A 19,383-nucleotide genomic window follows, 5' to 3' on the forward strand; every position below is an offset into this window, starting at 1 on the left:
TATCACGGGGTTGATGTGTCGCCACCTTTACGGTTGGCTCAGCAAGACGGCTTTTTGTAGCCGCGATCGCAGCGCTTCTACATAAGAAGCCCAACCCACGACGATTGACTGGCAATGCGTCAGTGTTTCTGGCTCAATTGCATCAGGAGTAAAATGCAGTGGATTACCTGCTAAGTCGCAGCAAACTAAGCCTGCGGCTCTTGCTAGAGCAATCGGTCCAACGGTATCCCAAAGCTTGACTCGCCCACTTAGATAGACATAAAGCCCTGCTCTGCCACAGACAACTTCCATCACCTTCAGTCCAAAACTGCCAATGGAGGTAAACTGGGCTTCTGGAATCAGGTGAGTCATCGCTTCCTCATAGCGTCGGCGATCGGTGCTGCCAATCAGTACCGGACAAAACGTTTGAGAAGGAGGAGTTGGCTCCTTGAGAATTAAAGGGTTTTGAGTGATTTGATCAATTGAAGTAACTGCATCAGTCGGAGTACGCCCCGTACTCTGAAACAGCCCCAAACCCAATCCACCCCAATACATCTGGTCTAAAGCGGGAGCGTAAATCCAACCGGCTGTAGGTTGGTTTGCTTCTAAAAGTCCTACCATAACGGCATAGTGAGGCTTGCCGTGAATGAAGTCGCTGGTTCCGTCGATTGGATCAATAAACCAAAACCGAGAATATTCTGACCGAAAGGATTGTCTGGAGTGAGCGTTTTCCTCTGTGATGATGCCATCTTGGGGAAATAAGTTGGCAATTCCTTCAGAAAGCTGCTGGTCTAGCAGGCGATCGACGTTGGTTACGTAGTCGTGGCGACTTTTCTCAAACACCTGCAGGGGTTGAGTCGCCATTTGTTTTGCTTGCTGTCCACAACCTTGCACCAAGTGGTGAATTTTGAGAAGTCGCTCAGCATCCATCGTTATAGTCACGGTTGATCCAGTCTGGTGAACAGGTAAACATCATCTTGCTGGTAGCTAAGCTGAAACAATTCTAAACTTTTGAGCTGGCTTAGCAGGCTAGCAGAAAATTCTCGATTTTCTCGCTTGCGCCTACCTCCAGGGTGGCGCAAGTTTAGCAAGATGGACTTGAACTCTGTCAGATCCGCTGTAATGGTAGGGATGTTAATTCGCTCAATTAAGACACGGTGGGTAAGGTGAGGGGCGATCGCCGCTGTCGTCAGTACCCCTCCAGTTGGCTGCACCTGAGCGATCGCTGTCCGCATAGATCCAGTAGGACAACGCCAACGGGTACAAAACCCAGGCTGCATGATCGCCTAGAATGTGAAACCCGATTAGCGTACAAATCGGCGGCTTAACCTTGGCTGCTCAGGTAAATCCCCTGGTCAAAGATATCCAGGTCAAAGGCGTTGGACTAAAACAGGGCAGGTTGAATGCTGCTACCGATAAAAAAGACTAAGCTGCTGAGTGCGATCGCCCGACCGCTGGCACTAACGCTCACTCCAAACTTGTCATCAGAAACATCCCGATAATCCGAGCGATCTACCTTTGACCGACGATGAAACATCTAGGCTCTAGTCCAATGACTGCATTAAAGTGTTGTCTGACTTCGGTTTGAGCAAACTCTTTGACTGATTAAAGAGACACTGTCGCTGTGCCAAGTCGTCATCAGGAGGAATGATAAAGAGCTTAAACACATCAGAAACGTAAGTAGGCTGATAGTCGCTTAAATCAAGATTTGCCCGTTGCATCTCCTCATCCGTTGTCACCAGCAGCAACCGTTGGTCACGCTTAAGCTGCATCTGTGTCTCACAGGGTTTCTTAAACCGTTCAATTCGATTAATTTGGCTATAAAAATTGAGGCTGGGCCAGGTGACACCAAGGGCCGCAGGCAAATCGCGATCGCACTCCTCACAGATTTCTTGCTGCAAGGCCTGAGCAACTGGAATCAGCCGTCCCCCTAAAACCTGCCCGTCTAGCGTTGGTAGCAGCGGATCAACTACCGTTAGTGCAAACAGGCTAAAAGTTCCAACGCCAACCAACCACGCCCAAAGGGGCTGCACTCGGATTAGGCTAATAGCGATCGCCACTGTCGCTAATGAGTAAAGCAAAAACCATTGCCAAATGATTTGAGTAATCTCAGCAGTTTGTAGGAAGGGCTGATCGACCAGATGCGGAACGAGCGTGAACCCGACAGCTAGCAGAGCATAGACCAGACTGATAAATCCTAAACAGAATTTAAGCGATCGCTTCGGTTCCGAGATCTGCTGTTCCCAGGCTTGAGCGCACAGATAAGCCAGCGCTGGAATGCCAGGATAGACGTACCACAGCAGTTTCGTTGCAGCGGCACTCATAAACACCAGCACCGTCACAAACCAGATCCCCATAAATAAACTAACCTGTTGGTTGGAGTCCTGTTGTCGCCAGTAGTCTAACCGCAGCCACTGCCGCAAAGATTGCCAATTAATTGCACTAGGAATAAGAACTAGCCAGGGGAAAAAGCCAATTGCTACACAGAGTAAGTAGTAGTACCACGGACCTGCCTGATTTTGATTGACGCTGACAAACCGAGTCACATTGCTGAACACAAAGAAGCTGTTGATGAAATACCATCCGTTTGCCTGAAATGCTAATAGGTGCCAGGGCAGCGTAATTCCAGCAAAAATTAAGATTCCCCAGCCCCAAGGCACACTAGTTAGCTGTTTTTGCCAACGGTTAACCCAAACTAGAAAAATTCCGATAATCAAACCGCTTAAAATCAGAGCCAGCGGCCCTTTTGCTAAGACCGCAAAGGCAAGCAGCCCAAAAAAAAGCAAATAGCCAACCTTTTGACGGGTGCTATAGGCCCAGTACCAGCAGTAGAGCGCAGCCGTCATGAAAAAAACCAGCAACATATCGTGCTGCCCAGTTCGCCCCAACGCAAAGGTAAAAGGATTGGCCGCGATCATAGTGGCTGCTAAAAGCGCCATTCGCTGAGTAGCAAAGCGAACTGTAAACAGCCAAGTGCTGAGGACTAGGGCGATCGCCGAAATCGCAGAAGGTAGCCGAACCGCCCATTCCCCTACCCCAAAAATAGGGAAGCCAAGTGCAATCAGCCAGTGCAGCAGAATAGGTTTGTCAAAGTAAAACTTACCATTGTAAACAGGCGTAACCCAATCTTGACGGACCCAAATTTGGCGGGCAACTTCTGCCTGCCTGGCCTCTGTAACATTGAATAAGCTGTAGCTGCCAAGTCGCCAAAGGAAAAGGAAAACGCACAAGATAACCAAACCCATCACCGCGAATAGTGTACGCCTCAATAGGAGGTTTGAGCGATTTGCGGTAGTCATCGGTTAACTAAACTTATCTACAAACTTCAAGCCTAACAGTCCCACAAAAAACACATGAAAAAACGGGTTAACCCGCCTTGGATTAACCCGCCTATTTGGGAACGCTTAAGGAAACTACTTTTGCAGCACCAATTTGACGTTGGCATTTTGCAGACCGGGGCGCTTGACTTCTGCCAGGGTCTTGTTCACAGCGTACTTCTGGTTGATTGAGTTGATCAGCTCGGTCTGGTTGTGCTTTTTAGCAACGCCCCAGAGGTCAGCGATCAGGTCAAAGGAACCATCAGCATTGCGAGACCAGCCCAAGTCATACTCACCTTCGAGAACAGCTACGATGTCAGAACGAACGCGCTGACCATTGTAGCCACGCACATCAGCTTCGGTCTTAACTGAGATACCCAGGTCACGCAGAGAAGCCTTGAGGATTTCTGCATCGGTGATCTTGGTGCGCAGAGTGCTAAAGTGAGACATTTGGATTTCCTCCTGTAGAGAAATTGAGAGAAACGACAACGTTTGGGTATAGAAAGCGCCGCACGGCTTAGCGTTTGGAAGGCAAACTGTTACGGCTGTTTTGTCAAACTGCTAGCTTATCGCTAGCCTTTCCTCCTGTTGGGAGCAGGAGTGAAAGCCTGTTAGAACTCAAGTCGCTGATATTCAGCAACTGAGGACGCAGCAGGTCGCGCGCGCTGCCTAGCCCAATCTCTCAGGGCTGTGACCTGCTCACTCATCGTCTTAGAAAGCGGTAGAGTAGCTCGAATTGCAGCAATAATGTCCAATTGGGTAAATTCCCGTTCTTGGGCAAACGCTTCGTACATCGCAGCAATGAGAGCTTGCTCAATTTCTGCTCCAGAAAATCCATCGCACGTCATCACGAGCTGGTCTAGATCAAACCGGGCAATTTCCCGACGACGCTTAGAGAGATGGATTCTGAAAATTTCTTTGCGTTCTTCGGCATTAGGTAGATCGACAAAGAAGATTTCGTCGAATCGCCCTTTTCTAAGGAACTCACCAGGCAGACGCTCAACGCGATTGGCGGTTGCCATGACAAACACCGGAGACGATTTTTCCTGCATCCAGGTGAGGAAGGAGCCGAAGATCCGGCTGGAAGTACCACCATCTGAATCAGCAGATCCTGTACTACCCGCAAAGGCTTTATCAATCTCATCGATAAACAGGATAGTGGGAGAGATTGATTCTGCCGTTTTGAGGGCATTGCGGAGGTTCGCTTCGGAGCGACCCACCATAGAACCGTCATAGACTCGTCCCATGTCTAACCGCAGTAGAGGCAAACCCCAAAGGCGGGAGGTCGTTTTGGCGATGAGAGATTTACCGCAACCTGGAACACCTAGAATTAGCATCCCTTTTGGTTGGGGAAGACCATATTCTCTGGCGCGTTCAGTGAAGGCGTTAGAGCGCTGCTTGAGCCAGTGCTTGAGTTCCTCCAAGCCACCGACAGAATCGAGGGTTTCGTCTTCTTCGATGTACTCCAGAATGCCGTTGCGCCGAATGAGCTGCTTCTTTTCAGAAAGAACTACATCTACTTCAGCTTCCGTTAAACGGCCCGCTGTGACCTGAGCCTTACGGTAGACTTTTTCAGCTTCATCGCGAGTTAGACCCAAGGCCGCCTTCAGCAATTTCTCCCGAGTTTCCGTAGTGGTGCGACGGGCGCGAAGCTGCTCTAACTGCTGAGACAAAACTTGATTTAGCTCTGCCATGTCGGGCAGCGGAAAATCTAATACTGCAACCTCTTTTTCCAACTCGATTGGAATTTGCTGAACGGGAGACATCAGAATTATGGTTTTCTGAGTTCCCTTAAATTCTGCGATCGCATCCCTCAAGCAGCGGGTTACCTCGGCGCTATCAGAGAAAGGATGCAGATCTTTAAAGATGAAGATACTTGGCTCTCGCTGCCGAATCGCGTGTTCGATAGCAATCTGAGGAGAGAGCGTATTGTGCTGTGATGCGTTTCTAGCTCCAGCCCCGTACTCAATCAGTCCTCGTGTCATCGTCCAGACAAACACTCGTTGTTGAGGTTTGGACTGTTGGGCGATCGCTGCAATCGTCTGTTCAGCCCGCTCTTCTTCAGAAGTCACGAGATAGATCAGAGGATATTGAGCCTGGATGAGTATATTTAGCTCTTCTTTCATGATCATCGACCTTGTAGAGACAGCGCGGACATAGTAAGCAGACAATCAACTTAAGCTTAGAGTTGAAGACCTGAGAGTTTAGCTACTTAAAGCAGCAAACATTCAAGCTCAGGTAAAACTCGCTAGCACGGAACCAACTCTTCCTCACCCTGCTGGCTAGAACCAGAACGTTGCCCTTGAATGGCTGGTGAGAGCCCTTCTTCAACTAGAATGCTGGGCTGCTCCTTTAGGGAGATCATTTTGCCTTCCTGCAGAACGACCGAGCTTGAGCACTCAGGGCAGTCATAGACTTGATAGACCTGTCCGTGAGACATTTCTACCTCATCCACCACATCTGAATGTGTCAGATAGAAAACAATTGCTCGTTCTGCAATTGCTGACATCGGCTCTGCATCGACTGCGGAACGAATTTTGAGCTGACGATGAAGCTCTGGTGGAAGGTAAAGCGTAACTTTGTGCTTGTCTTGCATAGAACGACTACATGGTTAATACCCGGGTATGGTTGTCAGAATAATTGCCGCAGTCGTGTCCTGTCAAGACAGCAAGACGCTATGACGGCATTATTGTTACATTCCTTTACAAGCAAGCGAGGTCCTACCCTGATGCATCTATCCCTGGTGCAATTATTTGGAGCGATCGCGTCTCTTAAGTTCTACCGCTTTGCTTTGCTATCGGTTGGGGTGGTTTCAACAGCATTGCTTTTAGGGTGCGATCGCCTGCTTGCCCCTGAAAGTGCTTGGGAAACATACCGAAATTCACGTTACGGTTTTGAGTTTCTCTATCCCAAAGACTGGATTGCTGAACCGCCACCCGACAACCAGGATGGGCAAGTTTTTCGTGCACCTGACCGCCCTGGTGTGAAGGTTGCAGGCTGGGCCAGCCAGATTCCCGCTACTTCAGGTGAAGTGACAGAGGGTGAAGCGACGGAACCAGACAAGATTTTGCCTGATCCCATTAAGGAAAATTTTGTCACCGAGCAAGGATTGCCCGGAGAACTGGAAGTGCAAATTGCCGCAGAAACTAGTTCACTCAATCTGACCCTGGAGCACGAAGGCGTGATCTATCGCTGGCAGGGGCGCTCGCCCAGTCAGCAATTTGAGGATTACTACAAATTTTTTAGCTATGTTGCCAGCCATTATCGTGTTTTGTCTGCAACAGAGCCTTGATTTGTTCATGTTTTTGAGAATTAGGATGGAAGTAGTGATACGGCTAGCCATTCATGGGCTAGTTGCAAATCAATTCAGCAGGTATTGAAACACATGAGTAAATCGCGACGACACCAGGACACCTTAAAGGGGCAACTGCTTCAGTACATCTGGCTGGCTATCCCATTAGGAGTCGTCGGGTTAGTAGCCGTTTTTGCTCTGATGCAAGGGCGAAACATGCAGCAGAGCCAGGAAGAGCCAGCTGGACTCGTTGATGAATTTGTGGTGGATACGCCTGGTGCAACTTTGCCGCCTCTGCCTGAAGGAATTACCTTGCCAGGCACCGCAATTCCCGATTTAGGACAAGAACACGTCCCGGCTGACCAGCAGGTTGAATACAACTCAAATCCACCAACCTCTGGCCCACACCATGAAGAGTGGGCCCGCTGGGGAATTTATAACGAAGCTCCTTCAGATGAACAGCTTGTTCACAACCTGGAACACGGTGGCATCATCATCAGCTATAACCCTGCCCTGGTTGAGGCGGAAGATCTGGAGCAGATTAGACAACAGGCAGAGGAGTTAAGCGCGATTAATCCTCGAATTATTGTCACACCGCGCTCAGAAATGCCAAAGGCGATCGCCCTGACTGCTTGGGGCTACCTGCAAGAGCTAGAAGCTTATGACGCTGCTGTAGTTGATGAGTTTTACAACGCTCACATTGCTCGTGGCCCAGAATGCCAGGACGGGCAGTGCCCTAATTAGCCTTGAGAGATACCGGAGAAAGTCATTCCTGTGGGGCGAACAGCCGTTCGCCCCTAGTTAAAGACATCGACTAAAGGCATTGACTAACGGTAACTACGACGGATTGTGCTAGAGAATTAAAGTCATAGCCGCCCTCTAAGCCAAAGACAGTGCGTCGGGTAACTTGCAGACAGAGTTTTGTGAATACGCCGTAATCCTCTGGCTGGAGTGCAATTTCTGCTAGCGGATCGGCTTGGGTCGCATCATACCCAGCACTGACAATCAGCAAGTCAGGTTGGAAGGTACTGAGAAACGGAATTACTTTTTGCTCAAACAAGGGCTGGTAGTCTGTCAGGGTGCTACCCCGTCGCATCGGCAAATTCAGCACATTGTTGAAAGCGCCCTGTTCGTCCGCTGCGCCAGTGCCGGGGTAGAAGGGAGATTGGTGCAGCGAGCAGTAGGCTATCTGAGCATGGTTTTCGGCGATCGCCTGAGTGCCATTGCCGTGATGCACATCCCAGTCAAGGATTGCGACGCGATTTACCCCCGGTTGCTGAAGGGCGTAGTGAGCGGCGATCGCTGCATTTGCAAAGATGCAAAACCCCATGCCTCGCTGGGGCATCGCGTGATGTCCGGGTGGACGCGCCAGCACAAAGGCAGGTTCTCCGGTTGCCAGTGTTTGATCAATGCCGTCCAGCCAAGCGCTAGCCGCAAGCAGAGCAACATCATAGCTGCGGGGGGAAACAATCGTGTCTTGATCGATATAGCCACCGCCTCGGTTAGCTAGCTGTTGCACCGCAGCGATGTACTGCTGGGGATGAATTGCCTCTAAAGCAGCCATGAGCCGATCGCTTTGAGTGTGGATAGGAGTGGGCGATCGCCAATCCAACTGATCAGCCCACGGTGCAGCTTTGAGAGCTTTTGTGATGGCAGTTAAGCGACCTGGTTTCTCAGGATGATAAACGCCAGTATCATGATCCAAAAATTCATCGGAATAAAAAATAGGCAGCATAGCCTCAGTCCAAAAGTTTAATTTTAGAGCCTACTTAAAGGGAGTGTCGTTTGGGCGATCGCCTGACTAGCAAAGGGTTAATGGAGGTTTGGGCAGGTTAATCTGAATTGCCAAAAGTTAAATATTTAAAGATGCATCATAGAGACTTTATAGATTTTGTCCTCGTTCTAGCAACACAATTTAGATTAGTGAAGTCGTTAGAATTGACGGGAATGCATCTTCTTCGAGTACTGAGGGTTTTAAATACAGGTATTTCTCTGAGTTAGTTTTACCTGACCTAAGTGGTTCCATCAGTGGTTCCATCAACCGACCAGCCACCCATCGACGATGAGCCAAATTCCACAGACCCATCCTGCTACCACTTTAGGGGGACGCTACAAAGTCATCAGCCAACTGGGTGCTGGTGGGTTTGGTCAAACTTTTTTGGCGCAAGACCTCCATTTACCAGGGCATCCTCGCTGCGTCGTTAAGCGCTTGCTGCCACAGACGAGTGACGACAAAAGCCTGCAAATGGCGAGACGCTTGTTTGACACCGAAGCCCGAGCGCTCTACCAGTTGGGCAGCCACAACCAGATTCCGACTTTGTTTGCTCACTTTGAGGAAAATCAAGAGTTTTATCTGGCTCAAGAATTTATTGAAGGTGAATCTCTCACGCACCCGCTGAGGAAAGGAAAAACCTGGCCCGAAGATCAGGTAATTGCCTTATTGCGAGATATTCTTCAGGTTTTGGTGTTTGTGCATGAGCAGCAGGTGATTCACCGGGATATCAAGCCCTCTAACCTGATGCGGCGGCGCAAAGACGGCCGAATTGTGCTGATCGACTTTGGTGCAGTGAAGCAGGTCAGCACTCAAAGCGCCAATCTTGACACAGGCATCACTGATTTGACGGTTTCGATTGGGACTCAGGGCTACATCCCAAATGAACAATTGGCCGGCAAGCCGCGCTTTAGCAGTGACGTTTACGCAGTTGGAGTGATTGGAATTCAGGCTTTAACTGGCATTCACCCGAAACGGCTGGGAGACCATCCTGAAACTGGAGAAATAGACTGGCGCGATCGCGTCCCCGAAGTCAGTTCTGAACTTGCAGAAATTTTGGAATGCATGGTGCGCTATGACTTCCGCGATCGCTACCCGACTGCCGTAGAAGCCCTGGAAGCCTTTCAAGATCTCCCAGTTGGGGCGACCGAGTTTTTACCGCCCCTGCCTGAATTTGTCGACACACCACTGGAATCTTCCTTTTCAGGTACAGAGACGACCGCGTCAGAGCTGATGTCCGCCTCCACGAGCGTGTTTAATCCTTCCGACACGACCGTTCAAATTTCAATGCTATCTCTAGAGTCAGAGACGGCTCCCTGCCAGATTCAATCGGATGAACTGAATGGAAATGGGCTTGAGAACCCTGAGCCATCATCCACTCCACTCCAGGCTTCACAGAAGGAGGAACGGTCGTTCGGCTATAAGCGGCGATTGGCAAAGCTTGGCTTTGGGTTAGGACTGGCTGGGCTCGCCACCGCAGGTACAACGTTTGTCGCGATGCAGACGGATGCTTTTTTGCAGCCTGTTAGCCCTCCGATTGAAACGGTTGGTTCTCATGCGGGCGCTCCCGCTATGCCGATGATTCGCTCACTTGCGGCTCCAAACCTGCCTGCACCAGAAGAATGGGCAGCAAAAATGCAAAGCCGTGCCGATCGCTTGCTACAGAGTGGGCAGTTTCAACAAGCGCTAGAGGCATACAACGGACTACTTGCCCTTGAGCCAGCGAATGCTAAGGCGTACTGGGGACGTTGTCACAGCCTTACCTATTTGCAGCAACCTGCCGAAGCTGCTGTCGCCTGTGACGATGCCTTGGCGATCAACCCCAATTATGCTGAAGCGTACTGGAGTAAAGGACGAGCTTACCGAGAGCAGGGACGATCGCTCCAGTCGCTCAGGCTATTTGAACGGGCAACCCAACTAAAGCCAGACCTAGTTGGGGCGTGGGTTGATATGGGCATCACGTTACAAAGCTTTGGACGATCGGTGGAGGCAATTTCGGCGCTAGACCGAGCGATCGCCGTTGACCGCAATTCTGTAGAAGCTTGGGCTACTAGAGGGGAAGCGCTGTGGAACTTGGGTCGCTTTGACCAGGCGATCGCATCTCTCGATAAAGCTTTACAAATTCAGCCCGATCATCCACAAGCTGGCCCTTTACGTCAGCAAGCACGAGAACGATTGGGTTATTAATAGCCGTTAGTAATTAGTAGTAGTAATTAGTAGAAAGTAGTTACCTGTCTTTTTAGGCAGGTTGTTGGAGGCGATCGCTCTTAATCCACTCCGACACCCCTTCAATATTGCCTGTACTTACCAACAGAACTCTGCTTTTCGTTACTAACTATACAAGAATAAGTGAGTCAAGCTCTTAACCTGCAATCAACAGCCGAATTAGATTGCAGACAAGCGCAACGAAATGGATCTCGGATCAAGCATTTGTCTCAATCTCAGCAGATATTTGGACTCTTAACTCAGGTTAGTTAAGAGACTGTTGGACTTGACCCACTTTTCAGGAGACAACTATGCCTTCAGTTGAAATTCCCGCGCATCAAGCAGGTGACTTTTTTGTTGATTACGAAGAGAAAGTATTTCCCGATGTGCAGGCAGAACCGGGCGAAAAAGCTCTCGTAACATTCCACACTGTTGCATTTGAAGGATCGATTGGTCTGGTCAATCTACTGCAATCGCTGCGTCTGCTGCGTAAAGGGTTTGAGACTTCAATTTTGCTGTATGGGCCCGGAGTCACCCTGGGCGTTCAGCGAGGCTTCCCAAAAATTGGAGATGAAGCATTTCCTGGACACCAAAACTTCAACAATCAGCTCAGCAAGTTTATGGCTGAAGGGGGAAAGGTTTATGCGTGCCGCTTTGCCCTGCAAGCGCTGTATGGTCATGGTGAACCCTCTCTGATCGCCGGAATTCGTCCGATCAGCCCCCTGGATGTGTTGGACTTGGTGCTGATGCACCGCAAGGAGGGAGCTTTTATTTTAGACACCTGGACGCTGTAGGGAAGAGTTCTTGGTCATCGGTCATGAGTTATTCATCACTTGTCATTGCTTGTTTATCATTTGTGACTTGCCATTCTTCATTGGCTTCTACACTTGCAAATAACTAATGACAAGTGACCGATGACCCGACTTAACATCACTCACTATCTCCCCCGTTAAGGAAAATCTATGGATTACTCACGAACTGTTAGGGCGGCTGCGGTGCAGATTAGTCCGGTGCTGTTTAGCCGTGAGGGAACGGTTGAGAAAGTGTTAGAGGCGATCGCCCAAGCTGCTAAAGCAGGGGCAAATCTGGTTGTATTTCCAGAAACTTTTGTTCCCTACTATCCCTATTTCTCATTCATTCAACCCCCCGTGTTGATGGGTAAGGAACACATGCGGCTTTATGAGGAAGCTGTAGAGGTGCCGGGAGCCGTGACAGAGGCAGTGAGTCAGGCGGCTCGGACCGCCAACATCGTTGTAGTTTTAGGGGTAAATGAGCGGGAGAATGGTTCCATCTACAACGCTCAACTCATCTTTGATGCAGATGGAACACTTGTGTTGAAGCGGCGTAAAATTACGCCAACTTATCATGAGCGGATGGTATGGGGGCAAGGAGATGGGTCGGGGCTAAAAGTGGTGAATACTGCGGTGGGAATGGTTGGAGCTCTTGCCTGCTGGGAACATTACAATCCGCTTGCCCGCTATGCTTTGATGGCCCAACATGAACAAATTCACTGTGCTCAGTTTCCTGGCTCAATGGTTGGACAAATCTTTGCTGACCAGATGGAAGTCACCATTCGCCATCATGCTTTAGAGTCGGGCTGTTTTGTGGTGAATGCAACAGGTTGGCTCACACCTGAGCAGATTGCCCAAATCACGCCAGACGAAAAGATGCAGCGGGTGTTAACAGGTGGCTGCCACACTGCGATCATTAGTCCAGAAGGAACTCACCTTTGCCCCCCTGTGACAGAAGGGGAGGGGATGGCGATCGCCGATCTAGACTTCTCTCTTATCACTAAGCGTAAACGAATGATGGATTCGGTCGGTCACTATGCCCGTCCTGACTTACTTCAGCTTCGTCTCAATATCGATGCAAGACCGTTTATGAGCGCAGAGATGCACCATCAGGCAATCCCTGCTGAACAATTGCTGAATGGAGAAGCAGCTAACGAGCATGAACAAACAAAACTTGATTACAGAGTTACAGTCTCACGGTTTGCGATGGATTGACCCAGCCGTTGGTGCATCAGGGCGTAAGGGTGGTGCAGGGCCTTCAGACCATAAAGCAATAACTATTGATGACACGACGGTGATGGTACCCATTTTCACCGATGGAGCGGCTGAATCGCCCTATGCGATTGAAGTTGGGGATGCTCAAGTGCTGCCAATGCTGAAGCTAGACGGGGAGGCGATCGCCCCCATCTCATTTCCTACACAACCAAAGTTTTACAGTCTCACTACTGCTGACGGCATTCCTTATTGGAAGATTGCTTTGCTCCATTCTCATAATGTGCTGGCAACCACCGTACTGCAAACTTGTATGCGCTATGGCGATCGCGCCACAGCCTGCCAGTTTTGCGCCATTGGTCAATCTTTGGCAGCAGAACGCACGATCGCCCGTAAATCACCTCAACAGTTGGCAGAAGTGGCAGAAGCCGCTGTGCGCCTGGATGGGGTGAAACACATGGTGATGACGACAGGAACGCCAAATACAAGCGATCGCGGTGCTGCTTATCTAACTGAGTGCGCCAAAGTGATTAAATCTAGGGTGAATCTCCCAATTCAGGCACAGTGTGAACCACCCGATGACTTTATCTGGTTCGAGCGAATGCAAGCAGCAGGGGTAGACAGCCTGGGAATGCACTTGGAGGCGGCTGACCCACAGGTTCGAGCCAAAATTATGCCAGGTAAAGCAGAAGTACCGCTTGAGTATTATTTTGAGGCATTTGAGGCGGCTGTGAGAGTATTTGGTGGGGGACAAGTGAGTACTTACCTATTAGCAGGATTGGGCGACTCACTTTACACATTGTTAGAAATCTCGCAAAAGCTAATTGATGTCGGTGTTTATCCTTTTGTAGTGCCATTTGTGCCGATCAGCGGTACTCCTTTAGCAAATCATAAGCCGCCTAATAGTGAGTTTATGTTTGCGCTCTACCAGCAAATTGGAGCAATGCTGCAACACTCAGGACTGGCTTCTACGGAAGTCAAAGCAGGTTGCGCCAAATGTGGTGCTTGTTCTGCTCTTTCAACCTTTGAAACGTCCGCCTAGTCATCTGTAACCACACACTGCCATATCATTCATGACTACCTCATCCTACACTTACAAATTAGCGGCTTCAGCCTCTGAATATGAGGCGTATTGCGAATTGCGGCAAATGATTTTTGCAGAAGAACAAGGCTTGTTTGAACGGAATGATGAGGATCAATGGGACGCGATCGCCTATCCTATTGTCGCTCTCAACGCATCAAAACAAGTGGTTGGTGTAGTGCGAATTTATGAGACAGAGCCAGAAGTCTGGTATGGCGGCAGGCTTGGTGTTCATCCTGATTACCGTCGTGTTGGGCAAATTGGTCGTGGTTTGATTTACAAAGCTGTAACCACTGCAAACACTTGGGGCTGTCGTCAATTTCTAGCAACTGTGCAGCTTCAAAACGTGAAATTCTTTCGGCGGCAGCATTGGCACTCACTTGAAGAAATAGTGATTTGCGATCGCCCCCACCATATGATGCAAGCAGACCTGGAATACTATCCTCCCAGCAGCGAACCTCGTCCCGCCATTGGGTATTGGAGATTAGGAATGATAGAACTAGAAGCCTCATAACAATCAATTGTGAAACTCATTGAACTGGTAACAACCCTACGTCAATCCATCGGAGTGCTACAAAAGCAAGATATCCAGCTTGCCGCTAAATACCTAAAGCAATTCTCACCTTCACTCCCAATCCCTAATCCCCAATCCCCGAACTCCCTTATTGGTGATGACTGTGCTGCCATCCCCGACCAGGACGGCTACCTTCTCCTAGCAGCAGAAGGGATGTGGGATGTACTGGTGGAGTCAGAACCTTGGTTTGCGGGTTGGTGCGCCGTGATGGTAAACGTCAGCGATATTTACGCAATGGGAGGTCGCCCGATCGCCGTTGTAGATACCCTATGGGGCACATCTGCAACAGTTATAGAAGCAGTCTGGTCAGGGATGACGGCTGCTTCAAAAGCTTACAGCGTGCCAATTGTGGGTGGGCACAGTAACTATCACAGCCCCTACAATGCACTGTCAGTGGCAATTTTAGGACGAGCAACTCACTTGCTCAGCAGCTTTAATGCTAAGCCAGGAGATACATTGCTGCTGGCGATCGACCTCCGGGGTAAGGCACACCCCAAATATCCGTTTTGGAATGCTGCTACCTCTGGTGCTTCCAGTCGTCTTAGAGAAAACTTGGAGCTATTGCCAAAATTAGCAGAGACAGGACTTTGTGATGCAGCTAAAGATGTCAGTATGGGCGGTATGATTGGCACTCTTTTAATGCTGCTGGAAACTTCTAGGTGTGGTGCTGTAGTTGACCTGGAAGCGATCGCTCCTCCCCCAGACTTGACCCTAGAAAAGTGGTTACTCTGTTTCCCCAGCTATGGCTTTCTGCTCAGCGTTCGCCCCGAACATGTTGCAGCCGTTCAAACCTGTTTTCGGGAAAAAGAATTAAGCTGTGAGGCGATCGCCCAAATTACAGATTCTCAACAATTAATCTTGACCTACAAAAGTGAAACAGAGATCTTTTGGGATCTTACACAAGAGAACTTGACAGGGTTTGCACCAATCTAAATTTATCTATTAGTCAATGGTGAACTCACTTCGGATTGCTTTTTTTACCTATTCGACAAAACCCCGGGGTAGCGTGGTTCATACGTTGGAAGTTGCAGAGGCTTTACAGGAATTGGGGCACTCTGTTTGTGTTTATGCTTTGGATAAAGACGGCACAGGATTTTATCGATCGCTCCAGTGTGATCACGTTTTGGTACCTGCAAAAGAGGTGACAGGCGGAATCGATCAGTTAATCAAACAAAGAATTCAGGAGTTTGTAGACTATCTGAGCCAGGAAAAACCAGTTTATGACTACTATCACGCGCAGGATTGCTTAAGTGCAAATGCTTTGTCGGAGCTGCGATCGCGCCATCACATTCCTCACTTTGTGCGAACGGTGCATCACATTGATGCGTTTAATAGTCCTTACCTACAAACCTGCCAGGACCGCTCAATTCGGGAACCTGATTTGTGCCTTTGTGTAAGCGATCGCTGGCAAACTGCCCTACAAGAGCAATACCAAATTCATGCCCCCAAAGTAATTAATGGTGTGAAGACGACTTACTTTTCCCCCGATTATGATGGTTCTGAAGCCGATGTGAAAAATCTGGGACTGAGCGGTCAGCCAATTTACCTCACCGTCGGTGGCATTGAGCCTCGCAAAAACTCGATCACTCTCCTGCGAGCCTTTGCTCAAGTGTTAACCCACTATCCCAATGCTCAACTGGTGATTGCAGGAGGGGCAACGCTGTTCGACTATCAGCCTTATCGCGATGAGTTTTTCCAACTTGCTGAAAGGTTAGGAGTGGCGATCGCCAAGTCACTCATCCTACCAGGAGTCATCTCCACCGCTGACTTGCCTGCTCTTTATCGCATTGCCGATGCTTTTGTTTTTCCTTCCCTCAAGGAGGGATGGGGACTGGTGGTGCTGGAAGCAATGGCTTCTGGTATTCCTGTAATTACTTCAAATATTGCTCCATTTACTGAGTTTTTGTCTGAGCGAGAAGCACTTTTGGTTGATCCGGAGAGTGAGGGGGCAATCGCCCAAGCCATGCAAACTACTGTTCAACCTCAGATAGCCCAGTCTTTTAAGGAGCAAGGCATTCAGGTGGCTAAGCGCTACACCTGGAAACAGTCTGCCAAGCTCCACTTAACTCACTATCAACAGTTTTCAACTTCTCCAGTCTCTAACCCTCAATCTCACCATGCCAGAAATTCGCTTTCAAATTGAACTACCCGACGGTTCTCAGGAAGTTTGTTACTCGCCTTCTCTAGTTGTGCGTCAATATTTTGAGGAAGGAAGTGAGTATCCGTTAACAGATTTTGTTGAGCGATCGCGCACTGCTTTGAATATCGCTAGCGATCGCGTCAAAGCAAAATACGGCTTTTCGTGTAGTTTGGCGATCGGGCAACTGCGCCAGATTGAAACAATGGCAACAAAATATGCAAAGTTACCTGACCCGAAAGTACGACTGATCAGATTTATAGAGAATTAGAAAAATTTTTCAACGAAATACTGTCACATTTGGAACAATTGAGCCATCGCTAAACTCGTGCAGTCCGTGGTCATTCCGTTAAAAATGAGGCTGTCTGTTATACATTAAGCTGAATGGATGGAGCAAAGGGATTGCCCTTCAGGTAAAGCACATGACAGATAGCGGCAGGAGCAATAGCCCCTTCAGGCTGATGTTGGTTGATGACAACCGGGCTTTTCGGGCGGGGCTACGGATCTGGCTAGAGCAATTCTCAGACCTGGAAGTGATTGCTGAAGCAGGAGATGGAACTGCTGCTCTGCAAGCGCTAGCAACTCATAGCACGGCTTCTGCATCCTCAATCGCAATTGATTTGGTCATCCTGGATTTGGGATTGGGCAGTGCTGATCCCGAGCAGATTCAAGGGCTAGATTTGTGTCGGCAGATTTCCTCACAGTATCCGGCGATCGCCATCCTCCTGCTCAGTTCCATGACGGAACCTGTGATGCTAGCAGCAGCGCGGCGATCGGGCGCGAGAGGATATTGCCCTAAACATACTGAAGCAACAGAACTGGCAGCAATCATTCGGCAAGTTGCAAGAGGTGGACCTCGCTGGGTTCAGCCTACAGCAGAAGAACTTGCGGTGGTTGTCACTCCCCCTACTTCGGGCTCGATTAGATCTCAGCCGATAGTAAAGTTACCGGCTCCATTTGCCATTTTTCGGCGAAACTTACGTCTGTCAGGGCTACAGCAGATTGAGTCAGCACTGTCTGACGTAACCAATCAACTGCAAAACTTAGATCTGTCGCTGCTGGATCGGGCAGTTTTAGCAGGGCAACAGCGTGAACTGCGGGCTTCTCGTTGGCTGGTGCGACGGTTATTAGCAACTCCGACCGTACTAGAACCGTCAGCCGCACCAACGCCGCAATCAGATGCAGCACCGTCCAGCGGGCAGCAAAGCCGATACTACGAGGGTCGCACTGCTCGCCAACTTGAGCAAACCAATGCAGCTCAGCCTTTTGAGGACGCAGAACTCGCGGTGATAACGCCATCAGAAAATGGGTTAGCTAATGCCCGTAGTTTGCAATCAGCCCTGTTTGATGCGATCGCCGTAAAGTTGCAAAGCAGTCTGCAAAACCAGACCAAAACACCGCTAGAAATTGATATTTTGCGAGAAGAAAAAAAGCGGGAATTGCTCTATTTAATCTTGCGGCAGTTAGAGGAAATTTTGGATGAACTGCGCTTTTCACAGGTGCAACCTGGACAGTTAGAGGAGAAGCGATCGCTGATTTTGCAAGATCTCTGGGGAGCGGTTGTTACAGATTTTTTTGGCAAATATTACACCATTTCGATAGGCAACGCTGAAATAGAAGTAGCTAGCACATTACTTCAGGATGTTGAAGTTGTGCAAAGCGCCATTCTGGATAAAATTCCATTCTTTGACAGCTTGTTGTCTCATTTGCTCTTTCAAACGCCACTAATTCTTGAGGGGATTCCCTATGTACCTGGCTCACCCGAAGCAATGCGACGAGCGGAATCTATTCTTGAAAATCTGATTATTCAGGTTGCCAATGCTGTGGTGCAGCCGCTACTCAACCGCTTTGCCAATGCAGAAACAATTAAGCAAAACTTTTATGAATATCGCTTACTTTCAATTCGAGAAGTAGAACGATTTAGAAATAACTTGTCCTGGAAATATCGCCTGGAAAAATATCTTGACGAACCTAAAGCAATCTTTGAAAGTCAGCATCCACTGTTCATTTTTTATGGTCGCGGCATTCAAAGAGTGTCGGTTTATGCGCCTCGCGCCCAAGAGCTAGAGCAACTATCAGGACTTCAGTTTACGGTGACGTTAGCGCTAGAAACCCGTGATGCGATCGCCCCTCGCTTCCGTTCCGCTATTTCTTTTGTCGGCACTGGGCTAATTTATGTACTGACCGAAGTAATTGGTCGAGGCATCGGGCTGATCGGTCGCGGCATTCTTAAAGGGGTTGGCACCGCCTGGCAAGACGGCAAATATAACCGCAACGAACGCCAAAAGTAATAATGGTCTTCTGAAAAGGAGCTACAGATAGAAGGGCACCCCACGGAGTGGGATACCCTTCTATCTTTGACCCTAATTTTTAATTTGCTGTCCTCTGATAGTCTGCCTTTCAGACTGAGCAGTGACCAAAATCAGTGGGTTGCGTGAAGGACATCACCCATTTAGGGTATTCTCCATCACCTAAAGCTCTCTGAACAATCACAGGCGATCGAGTAGCTGCGTCACTCGACCGTTGAGAAGAATGCTCGATAGTGAGAGTCAACAACCCGGAGTCCTGTTTCGTCGAGAAAAACCGTTTTTAGCACTTTTAGAGGTTATTCATGAAATCTTCGCAAGATTCCCAAACTATTACGCTTTTCTCCAAACCAGAAGCAGGTAAGGTCGAGCAAACCATCACCTCTACTGAGTCGGGACGGGTGAAGTTTCAAGGAAGCTATTGGCCCGCTCAGTTTTATTATCCAGATTCTCACCTGTCTGCAAATCCTGAAGAAGTTGTAACTATTGTGGGACGGCAGGGAATCACTCTACTCGTCGTGCCAAAGGGTAGCCCACTGCCCGGTGAGTTTTCCTCTAATGCCCCTATTCAATCCGACAAAGACGATCTCCGCAGCGCTGAATGGAGCCAGAGGCTCAGTTCTAGACTGTCTGTTTTGCTGAAACTCAAGCGAAGTGATGATGGCGATCGCTACCTCTTTCAAGCGTAATTTTAGTTAGCTGATGTTAGCTGTATAAC

General features: G+C 49.1%; 21 protein-coding genes. 12 read left to right on the forward strand and 9 right to left on the reverse strand.

From position 1 onward, the window contains the following. Nucleotides 1–27 precede the first annotated feature (27 nt). The 7 genes from H6F93_RS04540 to H6F93_RS04570 form a co-directional block, all read right to left on the reverse strand. Complete coding sequence (locus H6F93_RS04540) at nt 28–921, reverse strand: 3'(2'),5'-bisphosphate nucleotidase CysQ family protein (protein ID WP_347277243.1); 894 nt, start codon at nt 919–921, stop codon at nt 28–30. Next, on the reverse strand, nt 918–1,259 hold the full coding sequence (locus H6F93_RS04545; RefSeq protein ID WP_190679489.1) for a DUF2079 domain-containing protein: 342 nt from the start codon (nt 1,257–1,259) through the stop codon (nt 918–920). Before H6F93_RS04545 ends, H6F93_RS04540 begins: the two co-directional genes overlap by 4 nt. Before the next feature lie 104 nt (nt 1,260–1,363). Further along, the gene (locus tag H6F93_RS04550) at nt 1,364–1,516 is read right to left on the reverse strand and encodes a hypothetical protein (protein WP_190679490.1); all 153 of its coding nucleotides are present in this window, start codon (nt 1,514–1,516) and stop codon (nt 1,364–1,366) included. A 7-nt stretch (nt 1,517–1,523) separates the two neighbouring features. Next, complete coding sequence (locus tag H6F93_RS04555) at nt 1,524–3,278, reverse strand: ArnT family glycosyltransferase (RefSeq protein WP_190679491.1); 1,755 nt, start codon at nt 3,276–3,278, stop codon at nt 1,524–1,526. 114 nt (nt 3,279–3,392) lie between these two features. Next, on the reverse strand, nt 3,393–3,746 hold the full coding sequence (locus H6F93_RS04560; RefSeq protein WP_190646429.1) for a DUF1257 domain-containing protein: 354 nt from the start codon (nt 3,744–3,746) through the stop codon (nt 3,393–3,395). A 161-nt stretch (nt 3,747–3,907) separates the two neighbouring features. After that, nucleotides 3,908–5,422 carry a stress-responsive protein Ycf46 gene (gene ycf46 / locus H6F93_RS04565; protein ID WP_190646430.1) on the reverse strand — a complete coding sequence of 505 codons (1,515 nt, stop codon included), beginning with the start codon at nt 5,420–5,422 and terminating at the stop codon, nt 3,908–3,910. A 122-nt stretch (nt 5,423–5,544) separates the two neighbouring features. Continuing rightward, nucleotides 5,545–5,892 (reverse strand): slr0373 family blue light stress response protein, encoded by a 348-nt coding sequence (locus H6F93_RS04570; protein WP_190646431.1) that lies wholly within the window; start codon nt 5,890–5,892, stop codon nt 5,545–5,547. 81 nt (nt 5,893–5,973) lie between these two features. Here H6F93_RS04570 and H6F93_RS04575 point away from each other — a divergent pair, with 81 nt between their 5' ends. Together H6F93_RS04575 and H6F93_RS04580 are read left to right on the forward strand one after the other, a co-directional pair. Beyond that, nucleotides 5,974–6,588 carry a hypothetical protein gene (locus H6F93_RS04575; RefSeq protein WP_199313475.1) on the forward strand — a complete coding sequence of 205 codons (615 nt, stop codon included), beginning with the start codon at nt 5,974–5,976 and terminating at the stop codon, nt 6,586–6,588. A 93-nt stretch (nt 6,589–6,681) separates the two neighbouring features. Next, nucleotides 6,682–7,332 (forward strand): thioredoxin-like domain-containing protein, encoded by a 651-nt coding sequence (locus H6F93_RS04580; protein ID WP_190679492.1) that lies wholly within the window; start codon nt 6,682–6,684, stop codon nt 7,330–7,332. A 70-nt stretch (nt 7,333–7,402) separates the two neighbouring features. On the opposite strand, the gene H6F93_RS04585 is transcribed toward H6F93_RS04580, so the two are convergent. After that, entirely contained in the window at nt 7,403–8,323 is a 921-nt protein-coding gene (locus H6F93_RS04585) for a histone deacetylase family protein (protein WP_190679493.1), read from the reverse strand. A 327-nt stretch (nt 8,324–8,650) separates the two neighbouring features. On the opposite strand from H6F93_RS04585, the gene H6F93_RS04590 reads away from it, so the two are divergent. The 9 genes from H6F93_RS04590 (at nt 8,651) to H6F93_RS04630 (ending at nt 18,650) form a co-directional block, all read left to right on the forward strand. Beyond that, nucleotides 8,651–10,546 (forward strand): serine/threonine-protein kinase, encoded by a 1,896-nt coding sequence (locus H6F93_RS04590; RefSeq protein WP_190679494.1) that lies wholly within the window; start codon nt 8,651–8,653, stop codon nt 10,544–10,546. Nucleotides 10,547–10,875: 329 nt separating this feature from the next. After that, complete coding sequence (locus tag H6F93_RS04595) at nt 10,876–11,358, forward strand: MSMEG_0572/Sll0783 family nitrogen starvation response protein (protein ID WP_190646435.1); 483 nt, start codon at nt 10,876–10,878, stop codon at nt 11,356–11,358. Nucleotides 11,359–11,526: 168 nt separating this feature from the next. Then, a complete protein-coding gene (locus H6F93_RS04600) occupies nt 11,527–12,570 on the forward strand; it encodes a Nit6803 family nitrilase (protein ID WP_190679495.1) in 1,044 nt (347 codons plus the stop codon). Beyond that, complete coding sequence (locus H6F93_RS04605) at nt 12,515–13,609, forward strand: MSMEG_0568 family radical SAM protein (protein ID WP_190679496.1); 1,095 nt, start codon at nt 12,515–12,517, stop codon at nt 13,607–13,609. Before H6F93_RS04600 ends, H6F93_RS04605 begins: the two co-directional genes overlap by 56 nt. Nucleotides 13,610–13,640: 31 nt before the next feature. After that, complete coding sequence (locus H6F93_RS04610) at nt 13,641–14,162, forward strand: MSMEG_0567/Sll0786 family nitrogen starvation N-acetyltransferase (RefSeq protein ID WP_190679497.1); 522 nt, start codon at nt 13,641–13,643, stop codon at nt 14,160–14,162. 9 nt (nt 14,163–14,171) lie between these two features. Then, nucleotides 14,172–15,155 (forward strand): sll0787 family AIR synthase-like protein, encoded by a 984-nt coding sequence (locus H6F93_RS04615; RefSeq protein ID WP_190679498.1) that lies wholly within the window; start codon nt 14,172–14,174, stop codon nt 15,153–15,155. A 16-nt stretch (nt 15,156–15,171) separates the two neighbouring features. Next, the gene (locus H6F93_RS04620; protein ID WP_190679499.1) at nt 15,172–16,365 is read left to right on the forward strand and encodes an MSMEG_0565 family glycosyltransferase; all 1,194 of its coding nucleotides are present in this window, start codon (nt 15,172–15,174) and stop codon (nt 16,363–16,365) included. Continuing rightward, complete coding sequence (locus H6F93_RS04625; protein ID WP_190679500.1) at nt 16,340–16,630, forward strand: MSMEG_0570 family nitrogen starvation response protein; 291 nt, start codon at nt 16,340–16,342, stop codon at nt 16,628–16,630. The genes H6F93_RS04620 and H6F93_RS04625 overlap by 26 nt, the downstream gene beginning before the upstream one ends. A gap of 151 nt (nt 16,631–16,781) precedes the next feature. After that, entirely contained in the window at nt 16,782–18,650 is a 1,869-nt protein-coding gene (locus tag H6F93_RS04630) for a DUF3685 domain-containing protein (protein ID WP_190679501.1), read from the forward strand. A 109-nt stretch (nt 18,651–18,759) separates the two neighbouring features. Here H6F93_RS04630 and H6F93_RS04635 read toward each other — a convergent pair whose 3' ends face one another. After that, the gene (locus tag H6F93_RS04635; RefSeq protein ID WP_190679502.1) at nt 18,760–18,915 is read right to left on the reverse strand and encodes a hypothetical protein; all 156 of its coding nucleotides are present in this window, start codon (nt 18,913–18,915) and stop codon (nt 18,760–18,762) included. 55 nt (nt 18,916–18,970) lie between these two features. Between H6F93_RS04635 and H6F93_RS04640 the strand changes: the two genes are divergently transcribed. Then, the gene (locus H6F93_RS04640) at nt 18,971–19,354 is read left to right on the forward strand and encodes an NfeD family protein (RefSeq protein WP_190679503.1); all 384 of its coding nucleotides are present in this window, start codon (nt 18,971–18,973) and stop codon (nt 19,352–19,354) included. The last annotated feature ends 29 nt before the right edge of the window (nt 19,355–19,383 follow it).

It is taken from the genome of Leptolyngbya sp. FACHB-671 (assembly GCF_014695745.1).
In the GTDB taxonomy this organism is placed as follows: Bacteria; Cyanobacteriota; Cyanobacteriia; order Elainellales; family Elainellaceae; genus JAAUTN01.

Bases quoted from the DNA above. Each gene is read 5' to 3' on its own strand.
- H6F93_RS04545 (WP_190679489.1), bottom strand. From the start codon at position 1,259: ATGCAGCCTGGGTTTTGTACCCGTTGGCGTTGTCCTACTGGATCTATG.
- H6F93_RS04550 (WP_190679490.1), bottom strand. From the start codon at position 1,516: ATGTTTCATCGTCGGTCAAAGGTAGATCGCTCGGATTATCGGGATGTT.
- H6F93_RS04555 (WP_190679491.1), bottom strand. From the start codon at position 3,278: ATGACTACCGCAAATCGCTCAAACCTCCTATTGAGGCGTACACTATTC.
- H6F93_RS04560 (WP_190646429.1), bottom strand. From the start codon at position 3,746: ATGTCTCACTTTAGCACTCTGCGCACCAAGATCACCGATGCAGAAATC.
- ycf46 (WP_190646430.1), bottom strand. From the start codon at position 5,422: ATGAAAGAAGAGCTAAATATACTCATCCAGGCTCAATATCCTCTGATC.
- H6F93_RS04570 (WP_190646431.1), bottom strand. From the start codon at position 5,892: ATGCAAGACAAGCACAAAGTTACGCTTTACCTTCCACCAGAGCTTCAT.
- H6F93_RS04575 (WP_199313475.1), top strand. From the start codon at position 5,974: ATGACGGCATTATTGTTACATTCCTTTACAAGCAAGCGAGGTCCTACC.
- H6F93_RS04580 (WP_190679492.1), top strand. From the start codon at position 6,682: ATGAGTAAATCGCGACGACACCAGGACACCTTAAAGGGGCAACTGCTT.
- H6F93_RS04585 (WP_190679493.1), bottom strand. From the start codon at position 8,323: ATGCTGCCTATTTTTTATTCCGATGAATTTTTGGATCATGATACTGGC.
- H6F93_RS04590 (WP_190679494.1), top strand. From the start codon at position 8,651: ATGAGCCAAATTCCACAGACCCATCCTGCTACCACTTTAGGGGGACGC.
- H6F93_RS04595 (WP_190646435.1), top strand. From the start codon at position 10,876: ATGCCTTCAGTTGAAATTCCCGCGCATCAAGCAGGTGACTTTTTTGTT.
- H6F93_RS04600 (WP_190679495.1), top strand. From the start codon at position 11,527: ATGGATTACTCACGAACTGTTAGGGCGGCTGCGGTGCAGATTAGTCCG.
- H6F93_RS04605 (WP_190679496.1), top strand. From the start codon at position 12,515: ATGAACAAACAAAACTTGATTACAGAGTTACAGTCTCACGGTTTGCGA.
- H6F93_RS04610 (WP_190679497.1), top strand. From the start codon at position 13,641: ATGACTACCTCATCCTACACTTACAAATTAGCGGCTTCAGCCTCTGAA.
- H6F93_RS04620 (WP_190679499.1), top strand. From the start codon at position 15,172: ATGGTGAACTCACTTCGGATTGCTTTTTTTACCTATTCGACAAAACCC.
- H6F93_RS04625 (WP_190679500.1), top strand. From the start codon at position 16,340: ATGCCAGAAATTCGCTTTCAAATTGAACTACCCGACGGTTCTCAGGAA.
- H6F93_RS04630 (WP_190679501.1), top strand. From the start codon at position 16,782: ATGACAGATAGCGGCAGGAGCAATAGCCCCTTCAGGCTGATGTTGGTT.
- H6F93_RS04640 (WP_190679503.1), top strand. From the start codon at position 18,971: ATGAAATCTTCGCAAGATTCCCAAACTATTACGCTTTTCTCCAAACCA.